Raw genomic sequence first — 16,793 nt, forward strand, 5'->3', positions numbered from 1 at the left:
AAACATGGATCACGGGAATCGAACCGAGCGCGAGGCATTGTTTCCCGTGAAACATCCTCCCGGGCGGTACGTCGAAGTGGACGGCCAACGTCTGCATCTGTTCGTCCGGGGAACCGGCCCCACGATCGTTCTCTGCGGCGGCCTGGGCAGTAACTGGTTCGACTGGAACGACACCGTCGATATCTTGAGCGCCCGCCATCATGTCGTGGTTCTCGACCGCCCCGGCTTCGGACTCAGCGACCCTCTACCCGATGGCGCCACTCCCACCGTCCGCGGCGAGGCCGACAGGATCGTCGGCGTCCTCGACGCGCTCGGTGTCACCGAACCCGCCGTCGTCGCGGGTCACTCGATTGCCGGCTTCTACGCAGAAGCGGTGGCCCGGCTGTACCCGTCGCGCATACGTGGTGTTCTTCTCCTGGACTCGAGCGCCGAGTCCGACCCCCGCCGCATCCTTCCGGCGGCTCTGCGAGTGCGCGCAGCGCATTTGCTGTCGACGCTACTGAGCCGCACGGGCCTTCAGCGGCTCGTCGGCCCGCGCGTCCGACCGATACTCAACCAGGCGACGCCACCCGACGGGACACCGAAGGACGTCGTCGACTGGGTCGACGACATCTACCGCAGGCCCACCTATCTCACGGCTGCACTCGTCGAAGATGTCGTCTACCCGGACCTCGCGGCCGAACTGAACCAACTTCGGAAGCGATTGCCACTCGTCGTTCCCGTTATCGTCGCGGCCGCCCACACCGGACGCCCGTCCCCGTGGGGACGCAGATGGATCAAGACCCAACGCAAGCTGGCCACATACTTGCGAGCCGATTTCACCGTCGTCATACCCGCCCATCACCACGCCATGATCGACAAACCCGCCGAGGTTGCGGCGCTCATCACCGAACTGGTGTGAACCTCTCCCGTCGACGCACGTAACGTGTGTCGACGAGCCCGTAGCCCAAGACCCGAGCCGAAGCTCGGCGATGGCGCGGTAGCACGAGAGGAAATTGAAGATGGTTGCGATCAGCACAACGCAAGGTCGACAGTCGAAGATGCTCGGTCTGGGCGTTCACCGCCCCGAACGAATAGTCACCAACGATGAGATCTGCGAGTTCATCGACTCCAGCGACGAGTGGATTCAGACGCGATCGGGCATCAAGAACCGCCGATTCGCCGACCCCGAAGAAAACGTCGTCCAGATGTCGATCTCGGCAGGCCGAAAAGCACTCGAAGCCAGCGGCATCTCCGCCGAGCAGGTCGACACCGTCATCGTCGCGACCTCCACACACCTCGAACTGACACCCCAAGCAGCCGCCAAGGTTGCCCACGGACTCGGCACCAAAGGACCGGCCGCGTTCGACATCTGCGCCGGATGCGCAGGCTTCTGCTACGCACTCGCCGTCGCATCGGACCTGGTCAAGGCCGGAACCTCGCAGTACGTCCTCGTCATCGGAGCCGAGCAGCTCAGCGTCACCACCGACCCGTACGACCGCACCACCCGCTTCATCTTCGCCGACGGCGCCGGAGCCGTAGTCGTCGGACAGAGCGACGAAACCGAAATCGGACCCGCCGTATGGGGATCCGACGGCTCGCAGTCCGACGCCATCGTGCAGACCACGGACTGGTACGAATACATCACGACAGCCGACATGGAACGGCCCTGGATCAGGATGAACGGAATCTCCGTCTTCCGCTGGGCTGCATTCGAGATGGGCAAGGCCGCGCAGAAGGTACTCGACGTCGCCGGCATCAAAACCGACGAACTGCACGCCTTCATCCCTCACCAGGCCAACAGCCGCATCACCGATCTGCTGGCGAAGAGCCTCAACCTGGACGAGGGCACCGCCGTCGCCAACGACATCGCCGAAACCGGCAACACCTCCGCGGCGTCCATCCCCCTGGCAATGGAAGAACTACTGCGCACCGGAAAAGCCAAAGCAGGCGACACAGCGCTGCTCCTCGCCTTCGGTGCAGGACTGTCCTACGCCGGACAGGTCGTCAAACTCCCGAAGCTGTAATCACTCCACCCGTCCGCAGCCCACACCCACCCGCAGTCCACCGACCCGCAGTCCACTCAATGTGACATTCAGTGGCCTTTTCGGCAGTCAATGTCACGTTGAGTGGACTCGGGCCGCGTGGACTTGGGTGCGGGTGGGGTGGGTGCGGGTGGACTCGGGCGGTTGGGCGGTCCGCCGAGGGTCTGGCCGAGTCAGCTCTCGGGTCGTAGTGTTGGTTCATGCCCAAGCCTCCGTTGCCCGTTGATGCTGTCGAGTTGCTGAAGAAGGCGAATCCCGCTGTCATGGCGGTTGTTCGTGCCGATGGAACTCCGATCACCGCGCCCACTTGGTATTTGTGGGAGGACGGGAAGATCGTGCTCAATTTCGATGCCTCGCGTAAGCGGCTGGAGCACATTCGGGCGAATCCCAAGGTCTCGATTTCGGTGATGGACGAGGCCAGTTGGTATACGCATGTGACGGTGCACGGTTCGATCGAGTTGCAGGACGACCCGGATCTGGTGGATATCGATCGCATCGCGACGCATTACACCGGCGAGCGGTATCCGGTTCGCGATCAGCCGCGCGTGACCGGCTACGTGACCGTCGACGCGTATGTGGGCTGGGGCAAGGTCGGTTCGTAGACCTCGCCTTGCCGCTTGCGACGGCCCAATTCAGGTGCAAGACTCCCGCAATGGTCAATCCGCAGGGTGAAGGTAGCGACGCGTTCGAGAAGGACGAGCCGTACGGGGGTCAGCAGTACCCGCCGTATCAGGACCCGAACACGAGCTACCAGAACCCGCAGCACGGACAACCTCAATACCAAAATCCTCAATACCCGAACCCTCAGTACGGACAACCCCAATACGGACAGCCCCAATACGGTCAGGCCCCGTATGTCGGAGCGGGTTTTCGGCCGGCACCCGCGACGAACACGTTGGCGATCGTGTCGCTCGTGTTGGCGGTGTTGGGTCTGACGTTCATCCCGCTGATCGCGTCGGTGTGTGCGGTGGTGTGTGGCCACGTTGCGAAGGGCCAGATCAAGCGCACCGGCGAGGGCGGGTCAGGATTCGCGACGGCAGGTCTGATCGTCGGCTACGTGTCGATCGCCCTGTTCGTCCTCGTCGTGGCTGCTATTTTCATCTTCGCGATAGCCGCCTCGAATTCATCCACGTATTGAGTTCGGTTGCTGCGCCAGTCGGCCGTTCATCGCTGCGGCCCACAGGCCGGCGATGACTGCCAACGCAATGACGAACAGCGCCAAGGCATTCCATCCGAGTGACTGAAAGACCACTCCGCCGAGCCAGCCCACGACGGACGATCCTCCGTAGTAGAACAGGTTGTACAGCGATGTCGCCTGGGCCCGTCCGTGGACGGCTCGCTGGCCGGTCCATCCCGACGCGATGGCGTGGGCGGCGAAGAATCCCATCGTGAAGATCACCAGCCCGGTGAGGATCACGGCCAGGTTCGACGCCATCGTCAGTGCGACTCCGGCGATCATGGTGGCGGTCGATCCGGCGAGGACGATCGACCGGCCGTGCTTCGTCGCCAACTTCCCCGCCACTCGCGAGGACACCGTGCCACTGAGGTAGGCCACGAAGATCAAGCTGATCAGAGACTGTGGAAGACCGAAAGGTGCTGCCTCGAGCCGGAATCCGAGGAAGTTGTAGACCGCGACGAATCCGCCCATCAGCAGGAAACCCTGGCCGTACAGTGCCAGCATCCCCGGCTCTCGGAGATTCACCCACAACCGACCGGGTAGGTCACCGATCTTGCTGTGCACGAGGGTGGTTCGCGGCCGCGGTGCCAACCACACGAACAGTCCCGCTGCCAGCGCCGCGATGACCGACACGGTCAGGGTTCCGATTCGCCAATTGGTCTGTTCTGCAACGGGTCCTGAAACTATCCGCCCCAGTAGCCCACCGAGCGTCGTACCGGACACGTAGGTCGCCGCTGCCAGCGCGGTGTGATTGCGGTGCACCTCCTCGCTGAGATAGGCGATCGCGATGGCCGGGAGTCCGCCCAGCGCAGCACCTTCGAAGAATCGCAGGACCAGCAGCACCTCGAGAGAAGGCGACAGAGGCACCAGCAAACCCAGTGCCGTCGCGACGAGTATCGAGGCGGTCATCGCTCGAACGCGTCCGATTCGGTCGGCCGCTACCGACCACGGAATGACCGACACCGCGACGCCGACGGTCGCCAGGCCGACGGCGAGCGAGGACTGCGACGGGGTGATGTCGAGACTGGACGCGATGAGCGGCAGAATCCCCTGTACCGAGTAGAGCTGCGCGAACGTCGCCACTCCGGCGAACAGCAGCGCCAACACCAGACGCCGGTACTCGGTCGATCCCTTGGGATGCCCCTCCCACTGCAGGACCTCGGGCTGCGTCGTAGTCATGTCAAAGACGTTAGAAGCGCTCACGGTATACGTCCAATGCATGAGACTCCAGCAATCGATACGTCAGCGATATGCTTCGTTCATGCGCCGCGAGACCACCGAGCTGCTGCCGCTTCTGCCGACACTGGTCGCGGTGGCGGACACCGAGCACATCACCGACGCCGCCCACGTCCTGGGAGTCCCGCAACCCACCGTCAGTCGGCAGGTCGCCCGCGCATCGGCGATCCTCGGCGTCGACATCGTGGAACGACGGGGTCGCGGCATCGTGCTGACCAATACCGGCCGCGTCCTCATCCCGTATCTTCAACGAGCCCTGAGCGACATCGACGCCGGTATCGACGCCATGACCGAGCACGACGCCCGAGCGCGTGGCCGAATCGCCGTCGCGTTCCAGAACACACTCGGTGAGGACGTCGTGCCGGCACTGATCCGGCACTTTCGCGTCGACCATCCCGCGGTGACGTTCGATCTCGACCAAGGCGCACGTGCACGCTGTCTGGATCGCCTCGCAGATCGCGCGTCCGACCTGGCGTTCGTGTCTTTGAGCGCCGAACACACCGACACGAATTCCTTCCAGCTGTACGACGAGCGGCTGATGCTGGTGGTCCCCGAACATCACCGTCTCGCGTCGCGGAAGACGGTCGATCTCGCCGATACCGCCGACGAGAACTACATCGCCATGGGCCACGGATACGGAATGCGCTCGATCTGTGACGAGCTGTGGGCCGATGCCGGATTCAGCCCGCGCATCGCGTTCGAGGGACAGGACACCCATACCGTGCGCGGACTCGTCGGCGCCGGCCTCGGCATTGCCATCCTGCCGCGGATCCGTGCACACGGCGCCGAGGGTGGAACGGTCGACGTGGGACTCACCCAACCAGCTGCGCGCAGGCGAATCGGCATGGTGTGGGAGCCGGGGACGGACATGCCCCGCCAGGTGGCGGCCTTCCGCTCGATGGTGGAACGCAGTGGACGCACACTCGTGATTAGGTGAGTCGATGCAACTGGTTCTGGTACGGCACGCCCTTCCGCGACGATCGGAGTCCTCGGCCGATCCCGATCTCGACGAACTGGGCGTCGAGCAATCCTGCCGAGTGCCGGATGCGCTGGCACGCTTCACGGTGTCGCGAGTCGTGTCGAGTTCGCAGCAACGCGCGATCCGGACCGCGCAGCCACTCGCCGAACGGCTCGGTCTCGAGATCACGACCGACGACCGTCTGACCGAGTACGACCGGGACTTCGGCGGCTACGTCCCGATCGAGGCCGCGAAGACCGAATTTCGCGACGCCTACGACCGCATCAAGGCCGGTCACCTACCCGAGCAGGTCGACGAGCAGGCCTTCCGCCGGCGAGTTCTCGACGGAGTGGACGATATCGTCTCGGCCGCCGCGCACTCCGATACCGTCGTCCTCTTCGCTCACGGCGGCGTCGTCAACATGCTGTTGCAAGACATTCTCCAGACCCCGAAAGTGCTCGGATTTCCCATCGACTACTGCTCGGTGACGCGTGTGCTCTTCTCCCGCAGCGGTGCCCGATCGGTCTCGTCGGTCAACGAGACCGCCCATGTGTGGGACCTGTTGCCGCGCAACCGACAATCCACAGAGACCTCTTAAAGTCCCTGGTAGAGGTGCAGAACGGCCGCTGTGGATCGCTCCGAGTGGTCGGTGCGGCCGGCGGTGGCAGTTAGCCTCGAAGTCATCATGGGTGAAATGCGTATCTTCCGACGTCCTGCCGTTGCTCTCGTCGCACTGGCGTTCCCTCTGGTGGCTGTGGGTGCGTTCGCACTCGGCACCGGCTACGACCTGGGCGGAGAATCGACCACGACGACCGCCGTTGTCGCAGACACTCAGCAGGCCCCGGCCGAGGCACAGCAGACGGCCGATCCCCTGTCCAAGGCCAGGAGCAGCCTCAACAGCGCCTCGCTCCCGATCACCTTTCTCTCCAGCGGCATCGGTCAGCTGACCGAAGGCGGAACGCAGCTCAACGACGGCGTCGGCCAGCTCGCCGACGGCATCACCCAGGCTCACGACGGAACCATCCAGCTCGCCGACGGTTTCGGCCAGTACCGCGACGGCATCGGCCAGCTCGGTGACGGCGCATCGCAGATCAGCGGGGGTGTCGACCAGGTCGTCGACCAGCTCGCCGGATTCGGAGCTCTGCAGGCCGACTTCACGGCAAAGCTCGCCGCCACGGCAGACACGGTCGATCGCTTCCCGCATCCGGGGTCCGACGCGATTTCCGGCGAGATCCGCGGAGTGATCGACAACCTCAACACTCAGGCGTTCGGTCCCGATACGCTCGCTCAGCTGCAGACCCTCAAGGGTGGTGCTCAGCAGCTGTCGACCGAACTGAACGACCCCAACAGTCAGTTCCTCGGTGCCACCGCGCAGCTCGGCGACGCAACCGTGCAGTTGCGTGACGGACTCGGCCAGCTCGACGACGGCGGGCAGCAACTCAAAGCCGGCACCGATCAGCTCGTGACGTCGGTGAAACCCGTCGAGGGAATCGTCAACGGCATCGCCACCAATGTGCGCGACGCCTCCGCCGCCCTCCCGGCAAAAGCGGCGGCCACGACCGATGACGCCACCTCCGACCAGAACGTTGCAGCGACTGCGACGAGCACCGGCATCGGTGCCACCCCGTATCTGATTGCCGCCCTCGTGGCACTCGGAGCTCTCGGCTGCGTCAGCCTCGTGCGGGTCCTGGGCAGGGACACCAAGCCGCGGTGGCTCGCCGTCGGAGCGGCCGTCGCCGCAGTGGGTGTCAGCGCGGCCGTCGCATTCGCCTTCGCCACCGACGCCGCCCTCGGACCGGTGATCGGAGCCGGCGCGTTCCTCATCGTGTCGGCCGCGGCTTATCTCGCCACCGCAGGCGCAATTCAACGAGTGCTCGGTGCCGTCGTCGGGCAGATCGTCAACGTCGTCGCGCTGGTCGTCCAGGTAGTCGTCTGCGGCTTCGCGTACGCATCGACGGCACCGATCTGGGGAGACGTCGCAGCCTTCATGCCGATGAGCTACACCGCCGCCGGTGCCCGCATCATCGCGTCGGGAGAGATGAGCGGGACCGGGTGGCTGGCGATCGGTGCCACGGTGGCGCTGCTTGCCGTCTCGGCACTCGTGTACGTCAGCGCGCGGGCAGGCTCAGCCGACGGGCCGGAGCGGATGGATGGCGGGCGGGGCCGCGAGATGGGCACCGAATTCGCTTAGCGCCTGCTGCAGGTGCGGGGTCTGCATGTGGCCGTCGAGGTCCTCCTGCGACTTCCATACCTCGATGGTGATGAAGGTGCCCGGCTCGACCGCCGACTCGAACAACTTGTAGGAGACGTTGCCGCTCTCCTTGCGTGACTCGGCGACCAGAGCCACGAGCCCGTCGCGCACGGTGTCGATTGCGTCCGGCTTGGCGGTGATCGTCGCGACTACCTCGAGATCGTTGATCATGCGGAATCGGTTCCTTCGTTCGGCGAGACACACTCTTCCTCACCGAACGTACTCCCGACCCACCTAAGGTGAGGTGTCCACGCGGGAAGGGAAGAAGCAGTGAATCAGACGGCAACCGAGGATCGCGCCACGAAGAAGGAATGGCTCGGCCTCGCGGTACTGGTGGTGCCGATCCTCGTGGTCTCCATGGACATGTCGGTGCTGTATCTCGCGCTGCCCTTCATGACCGCCGATCTCGAACCCACCAGCAACCAGACCCTGTGGATCCTCGACATCTACGGATTTCTGCTGGCCGGTCTGCTGATCACCATGGGCTCACTCGGCGACCGTATCGGACGCCGGACCCTGCTGATGGTCGGCGCGGTGGTCTTCGGCGCGGCATCGCTTGCCGCGACGTTCTCCACCTCCCCCGAGATGCTGCTCGTCGCACGTGCACTGCTGGGAGTCGGCGGAGCCACCATTGCGCCGAGCACACTGTCGTTGATCCGCAACATGTTTCACAACCCTGCACAGCGCAAGGAAGCGATCGGCCTGTGGACAGCCGGTTTCGCAGGCGGCGCAGCAGTGGGCCCGGTTGTCGGAGGCGTTCTGCTGGAACACTTCTGGTGGGGTTCGGTCTTCCTGATCAACATCCCCATCATGGTCGTGCTCTTCGTTGCGGCCCCGCTACTGGTCCCCGAGTTCAAGGACAGCGACCCCGGAAAGTTCGACCCGATCAGCGTGATCCTCGCGATCTCGTCGATGCTCTCGATCGTGTTCGCCATCAAGCACGGGGCCCAGGACGGTATCGACGCCACGACGATCACCACCGCGATCCTCGGCCTGGCACTCGGCTTCGTGTTCGTCATCCGGCAACGCAAGGCATCGAACCCGCTCATCGACGTGACGCTCTTCGCCGAACGTGCTTTCAGCGCTGCAGTCGTCGTGCAATTTCTGGTCATCTTCTCCATGACCGGCTTCAGCCTGTTCGCCTCCCAGTACCTGCAGCTGGTTCTCGGACTCGGACCACTCCGCGCCGGATTGTGGTTGCTGATTCCCGCTGCCGCAGCGGCGGCCGGTGCCGTCACCGCACCGACGATGAGCAAGGTGATCCCCACCGGCACCATCATTTCGGCGGGCCTGCTGTCCATCGTATTCGGTTGCGTCGCACTGATATTCGTGCAATCCGACTCCGGCCTGCCGCTGCTGCTGACCGGAATGGCCCTGGTCACGTTCGGGATCGGAGCAGCATCGACTCTGAACTCCGACATCGTGCTGACCGCTGCGGCCCCCGAAAAGGCCGGGGCTGCATCGGCATTGTCGGAAACCGGGGCCGAGCTCGGCGGTGCCGTCGGCATCGCGATTCTCGGCACCATCGGCAGCACCGTCTATCGACACCGCATGGAGGACGCCATCCCGGCGGGCACGCCGGCCGAGATCGCCGATCCCGCCCGCGAAACCATCGGCGGTGCAATAGCCGTGGCCGACTATCTGCCGGAGCCGTTCGCATCGCAGTTGACCGACGTCGCGCACTCGTCCTTCATCGACGGATTCAACCTCGCCGCCGGTACGAGCGCCGTGCTGATGTTCGTCAGTGCCGTCGTCGTGTTCCTGCTGCTCCGTCGGGTGCCTGCTACTACGTCGTAGTCAGACCGCGTCGGCGAGGTAACGCGCCAACCACCGCGTCGCCGACACCCCGTCTCCGACGTCGTAGGTCTGATATTCCTGGTGGATGCCCGAACGGTAGAAGGCCTCGATTTCCCGCTGACGCTGAGCGTTGGCCTGATCCGACAGCTGCCCCTGCAGTACGGGTAATCCACCGGACGCAGCGAGGTCGGCGATCAAGGATTGCGCTTCCTGGGTGTACTGATCTGCGACGTCGGGCGCAGGGTTGGACGACACGGCGAGGAAGCCCGCGAGTCGCGCCACGTAGTCGTCCTTGGGCGTCGAGCAATACAGATCGCCGACGGCGCAGAACGTGCGCACCACCGGACTGACGTAGCCGAATCCGCCGACCCTGGGTCCACCGACGCCGGTACCCACCACAGGGGGACCGACCAGGGCGTCGGTGTCCGACCGCCTCGGGTCGGAGACGAGCCCGACCGCCACCACCTTGTCGGCCGGAACCACCCCGAGACCGGTTCCGATGGACGCGGCGAGATCACCGGCCGCGTCCGCTCCCTGGCTGTAACCGATGATGCCCAGTTTCGTTGCGCCGCAGCGATCCGCCATCGCCTTCAGCATGCCGCCTGCATTGGTGACGGCAGCAGCACGCGACTGCCCGTACACCTCGCCCTCCCACGGGAACGCGGTGGCGGGATACGAGACGTACTCGGTGCGGATGTCCCCGCCGAGACGATCGGTGACGTCGGTCAGCATCCCCGGCTTCGGGGCAGCACCGGAGCTGGTCTCCCACGTTCCCGGAATCGCGACGACGTACATCGAGGGACAGCCGGCGGGATCCGCTGAGGCAGGCGACGCCCCGACGACCAGACCGGACGCAACAGCTGCAGCGACGCCGACACCGGCGCAGAATCTCTTGACACTCATGGGGAGGGGGCCTCACTGGGTGATCGAACGCTTCTTGTGTTCGATCACCACAATGACAGCGGCCTGTGACCATCCGATGCCCACATGGTTAACGGAAGTAACCGTGCGTCACACAGTTCGCCGCCACCCCGTCGGTATCGGTCGCGCCCCCGTCGGGATCGGTCGCGCCCCCGTCGGTATCGGTCGCGCCCCCGTCGGGATCGGTCGCGCCCCCGTCGGGATCAATGCGGCTTTCAGTCGCTCAGAGTGCAACAAAGGGACATTGATCCCGACGGGACGGGCGGAAAACTACCTACCGCTGCGGCGCCTGGGTGGGCACGATCGGCGACGGCAGTGCGGTTGCTCCCTGCAGGAAGGTGTCGACGGCGGCCGCGCAGGAGCGGCCCTCGGCGATGGCCCACACGATGAGCGACTGACCGCGGCCCATGTCTCCGGCGACGAAGACGCCGGGCACGTTGGTGACCCACTCGTTGGTGCGTTCGACGTTTCCGCGCTGGTTGAAGTCGACGCCCAGGTCGGTCAGCAGACCGCCCTTGTCGGGTCCGACGAAGCCCATGGCGAGGAGCACGAGATCGGCTTCGAGGGTGAACTCGCTGCCTTCGATCTTCTCGAACTTGCCGGCCTTGAATTCGACCTCGCAGGCTTCGAGTGCGGTGACCTTGCCGTTCTCACCGACGAAACGCTCGGTGTTGACGGAGAAGACGCGCTCGCCGCCTTCCTCGTGTGCGGACGCGACGCGGTACATCAGCGGGTACGTCGGCCACGGGGTGGAGGTGGCACGCTCCTCGGGCGGACGCGCCATGATCTCGAACTGGTGGACGCTTTCGGCACCCTGACGGTGCGAGGTGCCCAGGCAGTCGGCCCCGGTGTCGCCGCCGCCGATGATGACGACCTTCTTGCCCTCGGCACTGACCGGCGGCTGCTCGAAGTCGCCCTGCTGGACGCGGTTGGCGTGCGGCAGGAACTCCATGGCCTGGTAGATGCCGTCGAGTTCGCGGCCCTCGATGGGCAGGTCGCGCCAGGCGGTGGCACCGCCGGACAGCACGACCGCGTCGAACTGCTCACGCAGTTCATCGGCCGAGATGTCCACGCCCACATCGACACCCGTGCGGAAGACGGTGCCCTCGGCCTCCATCTGCGCGAGCCGACGATCGATGTGACGCTTCTCCATCTTGAACTCGGGAATGCCGTAGCGCAGCAGCCCGCCGATGCGATCGGCACGCTCGAACACCGTGACGGTGTGGCCGGCGCGGGTGAGCTGCTGCGCTGCAGCAAGTCCCGCGGGTCCGGAGCCGACGACGGCGACGGTCTTGCCGGTCAGGTGCGTCGGGTAGACCGGCGTGACCCAGCCTTCCTCGAAGGCCTTGTCGATGATCTCGACCTCGACCTGCTTGATGGTCACCGGATCCTGGTTGATGCCCAGGACACATGCCGCCTCGCAGGGAGCGGGGCACAACCGTCCGGTGAATTCCGGGAAGTTGTTGGTGGCGTGCAGGCGATCGATGCTGTCGCGCCAGCGGTCCTTGAACACCAGGTCGTTCCACTCGGGAATCAGGTTCCCGAGGGGACAACCGTTGTGGCAGAACGGAATGCCACAGTCCATGCATCGGCTGGCCTGGGTGCGCAGAGTGTCCTTCGAGAAGTCCTCGTAGACCTCTTTCCAGTCCATCAGGCGCAGATCGACGGGCCGCCGCTTGGGTACTTCGCGAACCGTGTTCTTCAAAAATCCCTGTGGGTCACCCACGAGCTGCCTCCATGATCGCTTCGTCCACGTCCGCGCCGTTCTTCTCGGCTTCGGAGATGGCCAGCAGTACCTTCTTGTAGTCGCGAGGCATGACCTTCACGAAATGGTTCACCTGCTGTGACCAATCCGCGAGGATCCGCTCGGCCACCTCGGAGCCGGTCTGCTCCTGGTGACGAGTGACGATGTCCTTCAACCAGGTGAATTCGTCGCCCTCGAGCTCGTCGATGTCGACCAGCTCGGTGTTGAGGTTGGCCTCGAACGTCTTGTCCGGATCGAAGATGAACGCAACGCCGCCGGACATGCCGGCACCGAAGTTTCGTCCCGTCGTGCCGAGGATGACGACCTTGCCGCCGGTCATGTACTCGCAGCCGTGATCGCCGACGCCTTCGACGACAGCAACGGCACCGGAGTTACGAACCGCGAACCGCTCGCCGACGACGCCGCGGATCAGGGCTTCACCGCTGGTGGCGCCGAACAGGAACACGTTGCCGCCGATGATGTTGTCCTCGGCCACGAATCCCTTCGGAGCGTTCAGCGACGGCCGCAGCACGAGATGTCCACCGGACAGGCCCTTGCCGACGAAGTCGTTGGCGTCTCCGTTGAGGCGCAACGTCATACCGGAGGGCACGAACGCACCGAAACTGTTGCCGGCCGAGCCGGTGAACGTGATCTCGATGGTGTCGTCCGGGAGGCCGACCCCGCCGTACGCCTTGGTCACCTCGTGTCCGAGCATCGTGCCGACGGTGCGGTTGACGTTGGTGATCTTGGACTCGAACGCGACCTTCTCGCCCTTGTCCAACGCATTGCGGCTAGCCGAAATCAGCTGCTGATCGAGGGCCTTGTCGAGACCGTGATCCTGAACGCCTGTGTTGTACAGGTTCTGGTTCATGAACGCCGATTCGACTTCTTCGAGGATCGGCGACAGATCGAGCTTCGACGCCTTCCAGTGCTCCTTGGCCGCGGTCGTGTCGAGCAGACCGACCTGGCCGACGGCTTCGTCGAGCGTGCGGAAGCCGAGCTCGGCCATGAGCTCACGCACCTCTTCGGCGATGAACATGAAGAAGTCCTCGACGAACTCGGGCTTGCCAGCAAAACGCTTGCGCAGCAACGGGTTCTGTGTCGCAACACCGACGGGGCAGGTATCGAGGTGGCAGACGCGCATCATGATGCAGCCCGACACGACGAGCGGAGCGGTGGCGAAACCGAACTCCTCGCCGCCGAGCAGAGCAGCGACCATGACGTCGCGGCCGGTCTTGAGCTGGCCGTCCACCTGCACGACGATGCGATCGCGAAGACCGTTGAGCAGCAACGTCTGCTGGGTCTCGGCCAAGCCGAGCTCCCACGGTCCACCTGCGTGCTTGACCGACGTCAACGGCGTCGCGCCGGTGCCGCCGTCATGGCCCGAGATGAGCACCACGTCGGCGTGTGCCTTGGACACACCCGCCGCAACGGTGCCGACTCCGACCTCGGAGACGAGCTTGACGTGGATACGAGCCGACGGGTTCGCGTTCTTCAGGTCGTGGATCAGCTGCGCCAGATCCTCGATCGAGTAGATGTCGTGGTGCGGCGGCGGCGAGATCAGACCGACACCCGGCGTGGAGTGCCGAACCTCGGCGACCCACGGGTACACCTTGTGAGCCGGAAGCTGGCCGCCCTCACCGGGCTTGGCTCCCTGCGCCATCTTGATCTGGATGTCGGTGCAGTTGGTCAAGTAGTGCGAGGTGACGCCGAAACGTCCCGACGCGACCTGCTTGATGGCACTGCGTCGCCAATCGCCGTTCTCGTCCGGCTCGAAGCGCGAAACGTCCTCGCCGCCCTCACCGGAGTTCGAGCGCCCGCCGAGACGGTTCATGGCAATGGCGAGGGTCTCGTGCGCCTCGGCCGAGATGGAGCCGTAGCTCATGGCACCCGTGGAGAAACGCTTGACGATCTCGCTGGCCGGCTCGACCTCGTCGATCGAAATCGCCTGTCGCTCTTCGGTCTTGAAGCGGAACAGACCGCGCAGCGACGCGAGCCGCTCGGACTGGTCGTCGACCATCTTCGTGTATTCCTTGAAGATGTCGTACTGACCGGTGCGGGTGGAGTGCTGCAGCTTGAAGACGGTGTCAGGGTTGAAGAGGTGGTACTCCCCTTCCCGACGCCACTGGTACTCGCCGCCCGTCTCGAGCTCACGGTGTGCGCGTTCCTGACGGTTGTCGAGGTACGCGACGCCATGTCGCGCCGCGACGTCGTCGGCGACCTGGTCGAGATCGATACCGCCGAGGTGGCTGTTGAGCCCGGTGAAGTACTCGTCGACCAGTTCCTGCGACAGGCCGATGACCTGGAACAGCTGGGCTCCGGTGTACGACGCGAGAGTCGAGATGCCCATCTTGGACATCACCTTCAGCACGCCCTTGCCTGCGGCCTTGATGTAGTTGCCGACGGCCTTGTCGAAGTCGATGCCGGTGAGGGCACCGCGCTCGATCATGTCCTCGATCGACTCGAAGGCCATGTACGGATTGACCGCTGCCGCACCGAATCCGATGAGCAGAGCCATGTGGTGGACCTCGCGGGCGTCACCGGCTTCGATGATCAGACCGACCTTGGTGCGGGTCTTCTCTCGAACGAGATGGTGGTGCACTGCCGAGGTGAGGAGCAGGGACGGAATCGGAGCAAGCTTCTCACTGGACTCTCGGTCGGAGAGCACGATGATCCGCGCCCCGCCCGAAATGGCAGCGGAAACCTGAGCGCGGATGGCCTCCAACGCCTTTCGGAGACCTTCACCACCCTCGGCAACCGGGTACAGGCCACGCACGACCACCGAGCGCAGCTCTTCCTGCGTGCCCTCGTCGTTGATGTGGACGAGCTTGGCGAGGTCGTCGTTGTGCAGGATCGGCTGGGGCAGCACGATCTGCTTGCAGCCGTCGGCACCCGGGTTGAGCAGATCGCCCTCGGGACCGATGGTGCCGCCGAGGCTGGTGACGATCTCTTCACGGATCGCGTCGAGCGGCGGGTTGGTGACCTGGGCGAACAGCTGCGAGAAGTAGTCGAACAACATCCGCGGACGTGCCGACAGCACGGCGATCGGGGTATCGGTACCCATCGAACCGATGGCCTCGGCACCGGACTTCGCCATCGGCGAGACCAGCACGTTCAGTTCCTCGGTGGTGTATCCGAAGATCTGCTGGCGGATCAGCACGCGATCGTGCGGCATGTGCACGTGCGGCCGCTCGGGCAGATCGTCGATCGACGTCAGGCCCTCGTCGAGCCACTGCTGGTACGGGTGCTCGGCGGCGAGTTCGTCCTTGATCTCGTCGTCGGAAACGATGCGGCCCTGTGCGGTGTCCACCAGGAACATCCGGCCCGGCTGCAAGCGAACCTTGCGGACGACCTTGGACGGGTCGATGTCCAGCACGCCGACCTCGGAAGCCATGACGACCAAGCCGTCGTCGGTGACCCACAGGCGGCTGGGGCGCAGACCGTTGCGGTCCAGAACGGCACCGATGACGGTGCCGTCGGTGAAGCACACCGAGGCCGGTCCGTCCCAGGGCTCCATCAGCGAGGAGTGGTACTTGTAGAACGCCCGACGCGCGGGGTCCATGGATTCGTGCCGCTCCCAGGCCTCGGGAATCATCATCAGCACGGCATGCGGCAGGCTGCGGCCGCCGAGGTGCAGCAGTTCGAGCACCTCGTCGAAACGTGCTGTGTCACTGGCTCCGTGGGTGACGACGGGGAAGATCTTCTCGAGCGCTTCCGAGCCACCGAACACGTCGGAGGTGATGAGGGCCTCGCGGGCGCGCATCCAGTTCTCGTTGCCGGTCGCGGTGTTGATCTCACCGTTGTGTGCGACCCGTCGGAACGGGTGGGCCAACGGCCACGACGGAAACGTGTTGGTCGAGAAACGCGAATGCACGAGTCCCAGTGCACTTTCGACGCGCTCGTCCTGCAGGTCGAGGTAGAAGCCCTTGAGCTGGGGCGTGGTCAGCATGCCCTTGTAGACGAACGTCTGCGAGGACAGTGACGGGAAGTACACGGTCTCGCGACCGGGGCCGTCCTTGCCTGCGCCCTCTTCACCCAACTCGTGTTCGACGCGCTTGCGAATGACGAAGGCACGACGCTCGAGTTCGAGGTCGGTGATCGCCGCGTCGGGAGCGGAGAAGAACAACTGACGGAACGTCGGCATCGCGTCGCGCGCCAACGCGCCCAAGGAGGAGTCGTCGGTGGGGACCTCACGCCATCCGAGGACGGTCATGCCTTCGCTCTCGACGATGCGCTCGACACCCTCGCACGCGCGTGCGGCGTCGCTGCGGCCCTGCGGCAGGAATGCGACACCTGTTGCGTAGGCACCGGGTGCGGGGAGCTCGAAATCTACGACGGCGCGGAAGAACGCGTCCGGTACCTGGATCAGAATGCCCGCACCGTCGCCGGTGTTCGGTTCGGAGCCCGCGGCACCGCGGTGCTCGAGGTTGACCAGTGCGGTGATCGCCTTCTCGACGATGTCGCGACTGCGGCGACCGTGCATGTCCACCACGAATGCGACACCACAGGAGTCGTGTTCGTTGACGGGATCGTAGAGGCCTTGCGGGCCCGGAGTGTGCTTCATACCTAGCCTTCGGATAAGTCCAGCCTTGAAACTCGTCGGCGACGGTGTGGTGTAACCGGCTGCTCGAACGGCCTGCGGTGCGTCCTCGCCGTTGAAGCAGCACCTGTCGATCTTCCACGCT

Annotated in this window: 13 protein-coding genes; 8 read left to right on the forward strand and 5 right to left on the reverse strand. The window is 64.8% G+C overall.

The window, feature by feature from the left end; translation table 11 throughout:
* The first annotated feature begins 4 nt into the window (after positions 1 to 4).
* The 4 genes from VF34_RS13805 (at position 5) to VF34_RS13820 (ending at position 3,162) form a co-directional block, all read left to right on the forward strand.
* On the forward strand, positions 5 to 901 hold the full coding sequence (locus VF34_RS13805; protein WP_196249525.1) for an alpha/beta fold hydrolase: 897 nt from the start codon (positions 5 to 7) through the stop codon (positions 899 to 901).
* A gap of 100 nt (positions 902 to 1,001) precedes the next feature.
* Entirely contained in the window at positions 1,002 to 2,006 is a 1,005-nt protein-coding gene (locus VF34_RS13810) for a beta-ketoacyl-ACP synthase III (protein ID WP_032373388.1), read from the forward strand.
* Between the two features lie 218 nt (positions 2,007 to 2,224).
* The gene (locus VF34_RS13815; RefSeq protein ID WP_032367602.1) at positions 2,225 to 2,626 is read left to right on the forward strand and encodes a PPOX class F420-dependent oxidoreductase; all 402 of its coding nucleotides are present in this window, start codon (positions 2,225 to 2,227) and stop codon (positions 2,624 to 2,626) included.
* Positions 2,627 to 2,676: 50 nt separating this feature from the next.
* Positions 2,677 to 3,162 (forward strand): DUF4190 domain-containing protein, encoded by a 486-nt coding sequence (locus VF34_RS13820; RefSeq protein WP_052062922.1) that lies wholly within the window; start codon positions 2,677 to 2,679, stop codon positions 3,160 to 3,162.
* On the opposite strand, the gene VF34_RS13825 is transcribed toward VF34_RS13820, so the two are convergent.
* A complete protein-coding gene (locus VF34_RS13825; RefSeq protein WP_032373389.1) occupies positions 3,148 to 4,380 on the reverse strand; it encodes an MFS transporter in 1,233 nt (410 codons plus the stop codon). The genes VF34_RS13820 and VF34_RS13825 overlap by 15 nt on opposite strands.
* An 82-nt stretch (positions 4,381 to 4,462) precedes the next feature.
* Here VF34_RS13825 and VF34_RS13830 point away from each other — a divergent pair, with 82 nt between their 5' ends.
* The 3 genes from VF34_RS13830 to VF34_RS13840 all read left to right on the forward strand — a co-directional run bounded on the left by VF34_RS13830 (position 4,463) and on the right by VF34_RS13840 (position 7,586).
* A complete protein-coding gene (locus tag VF34_RS13830) occupies positions 4,463 to 5,374 on the forward strand; it encodes a LysR family transcriptional regulator (RefSeq protein ID WP_155288498.1) in 912 nt (303 codons plus the stop codon).
* Between the two features lie 4 nt (positions 5,375 to 5,378).
* Positions 5,379 to 5,993, forward strand: coding sequence for a histidine phosphatase family protein (locus VF34_RS13835; protein ID WP_032373390.1), 615 nt, complete (start codon positions 5,379 to 5,381; stop codon positions 5,991 to 5,993).
* A gap of 96 nt (positions 5,994 to 6,089) precedes the next feature.
* Positions 6,090 to 7,586, forward strand: a complete 1,497-nt coding sequence (locus VF34_RS13840) for a phage infection protein (protein WP_230595160.1) — start codon at positions 6,090 to 6,092, stop codon at positions 7,584 to 7,586.
* On the opposite strand, the gene VF34_RS13845 is transcribed toward VF34_RS13840, so the two are convergent.
* Positions 7,521 to 7,814, reverse strand: coding sequence for a putative quinol monooxygenase (locus VF34_RS13845; RefSeq protein ID WP_032367959.1), 294 nt, complete (start codon positions 7,812 to 7,814; stop codon positions 7,521 to 7,523). The genes VF34_RS13840 and VF34_RS13845 overlap by 66 nt on opposite strands.
* A gap of 102 nt (positions 7,815 to 7,916) precedes the next feature.
* Between VF34_RS13845 and VF34_RS13850 the strand changes: the two genes are divergently transcribed.
* Positions 7,917 to 9,443 (forward strand): MFS transporter, encoded by a 1,527-nt coding sequence (locus VF34_RS13850; RefSeq protein WP_032373392.1) that lies wholly within the window; start codon positions 7,917 to 7,919, stop codon positions 9,441 to 9,443.
* On the opposite strand, the gene VF34_RS13855 is transcribed toward VF34_RS13850, so the two are convergent.
* The 3 genes from VF34_RS13855 to gltB form a co-directional block, all read right to left on the reverse strand.
* Positions 9,444 to 10,346, reverse strand: coding sequence for a cutinase family protein (locus VF34_RS13855; protein ID WP_032373393.1), 903 nt, complete (start codon positions 10,344 to 10,346; stop codon positions 9,444 to 9,446). It abuts the gene before it with no gap.
* A gap of 292 nt (positions 10,347 to 10,638) precedes the next feature.
* Positions 10,639 to 12,090 (reverse strand): glutamate synthase subunit beta, encoded by a 1,452-nt coding sequence (locus tag VF34_RS13860; RefSeq protein ID WP_027494974.1) that lies wholly within the window; start codon positions 12,088 to 12,090, stop codon positions 10,639 to 10,641.
* Entirely contained in the window at positions 12,083 to 16,672 is a 4,590-nt protein-coding gene (gene gltB / locus VF34_RS13865; protein ID WP_045841525.1) for a glutamate synthase large subunit, read from the reverse strand. Before gltB ends, VF34_RS13860 begins: the two co-directional genes overlap by 8 nt.
* Between the last annotated feature and the right edge of the window lie 121 nt (positions 16,673 to 16,793).

This window comes from Rhodococcus sp. PML026, from assembly GCF_000963615.1.
Taxonomy (GTDB): Bacteria; Actinomycetota; Actinomycetes; order Mycobacteriales; family Mycobacteriaceae; genus Rhodococcoides; species Rhodococcoides fascians.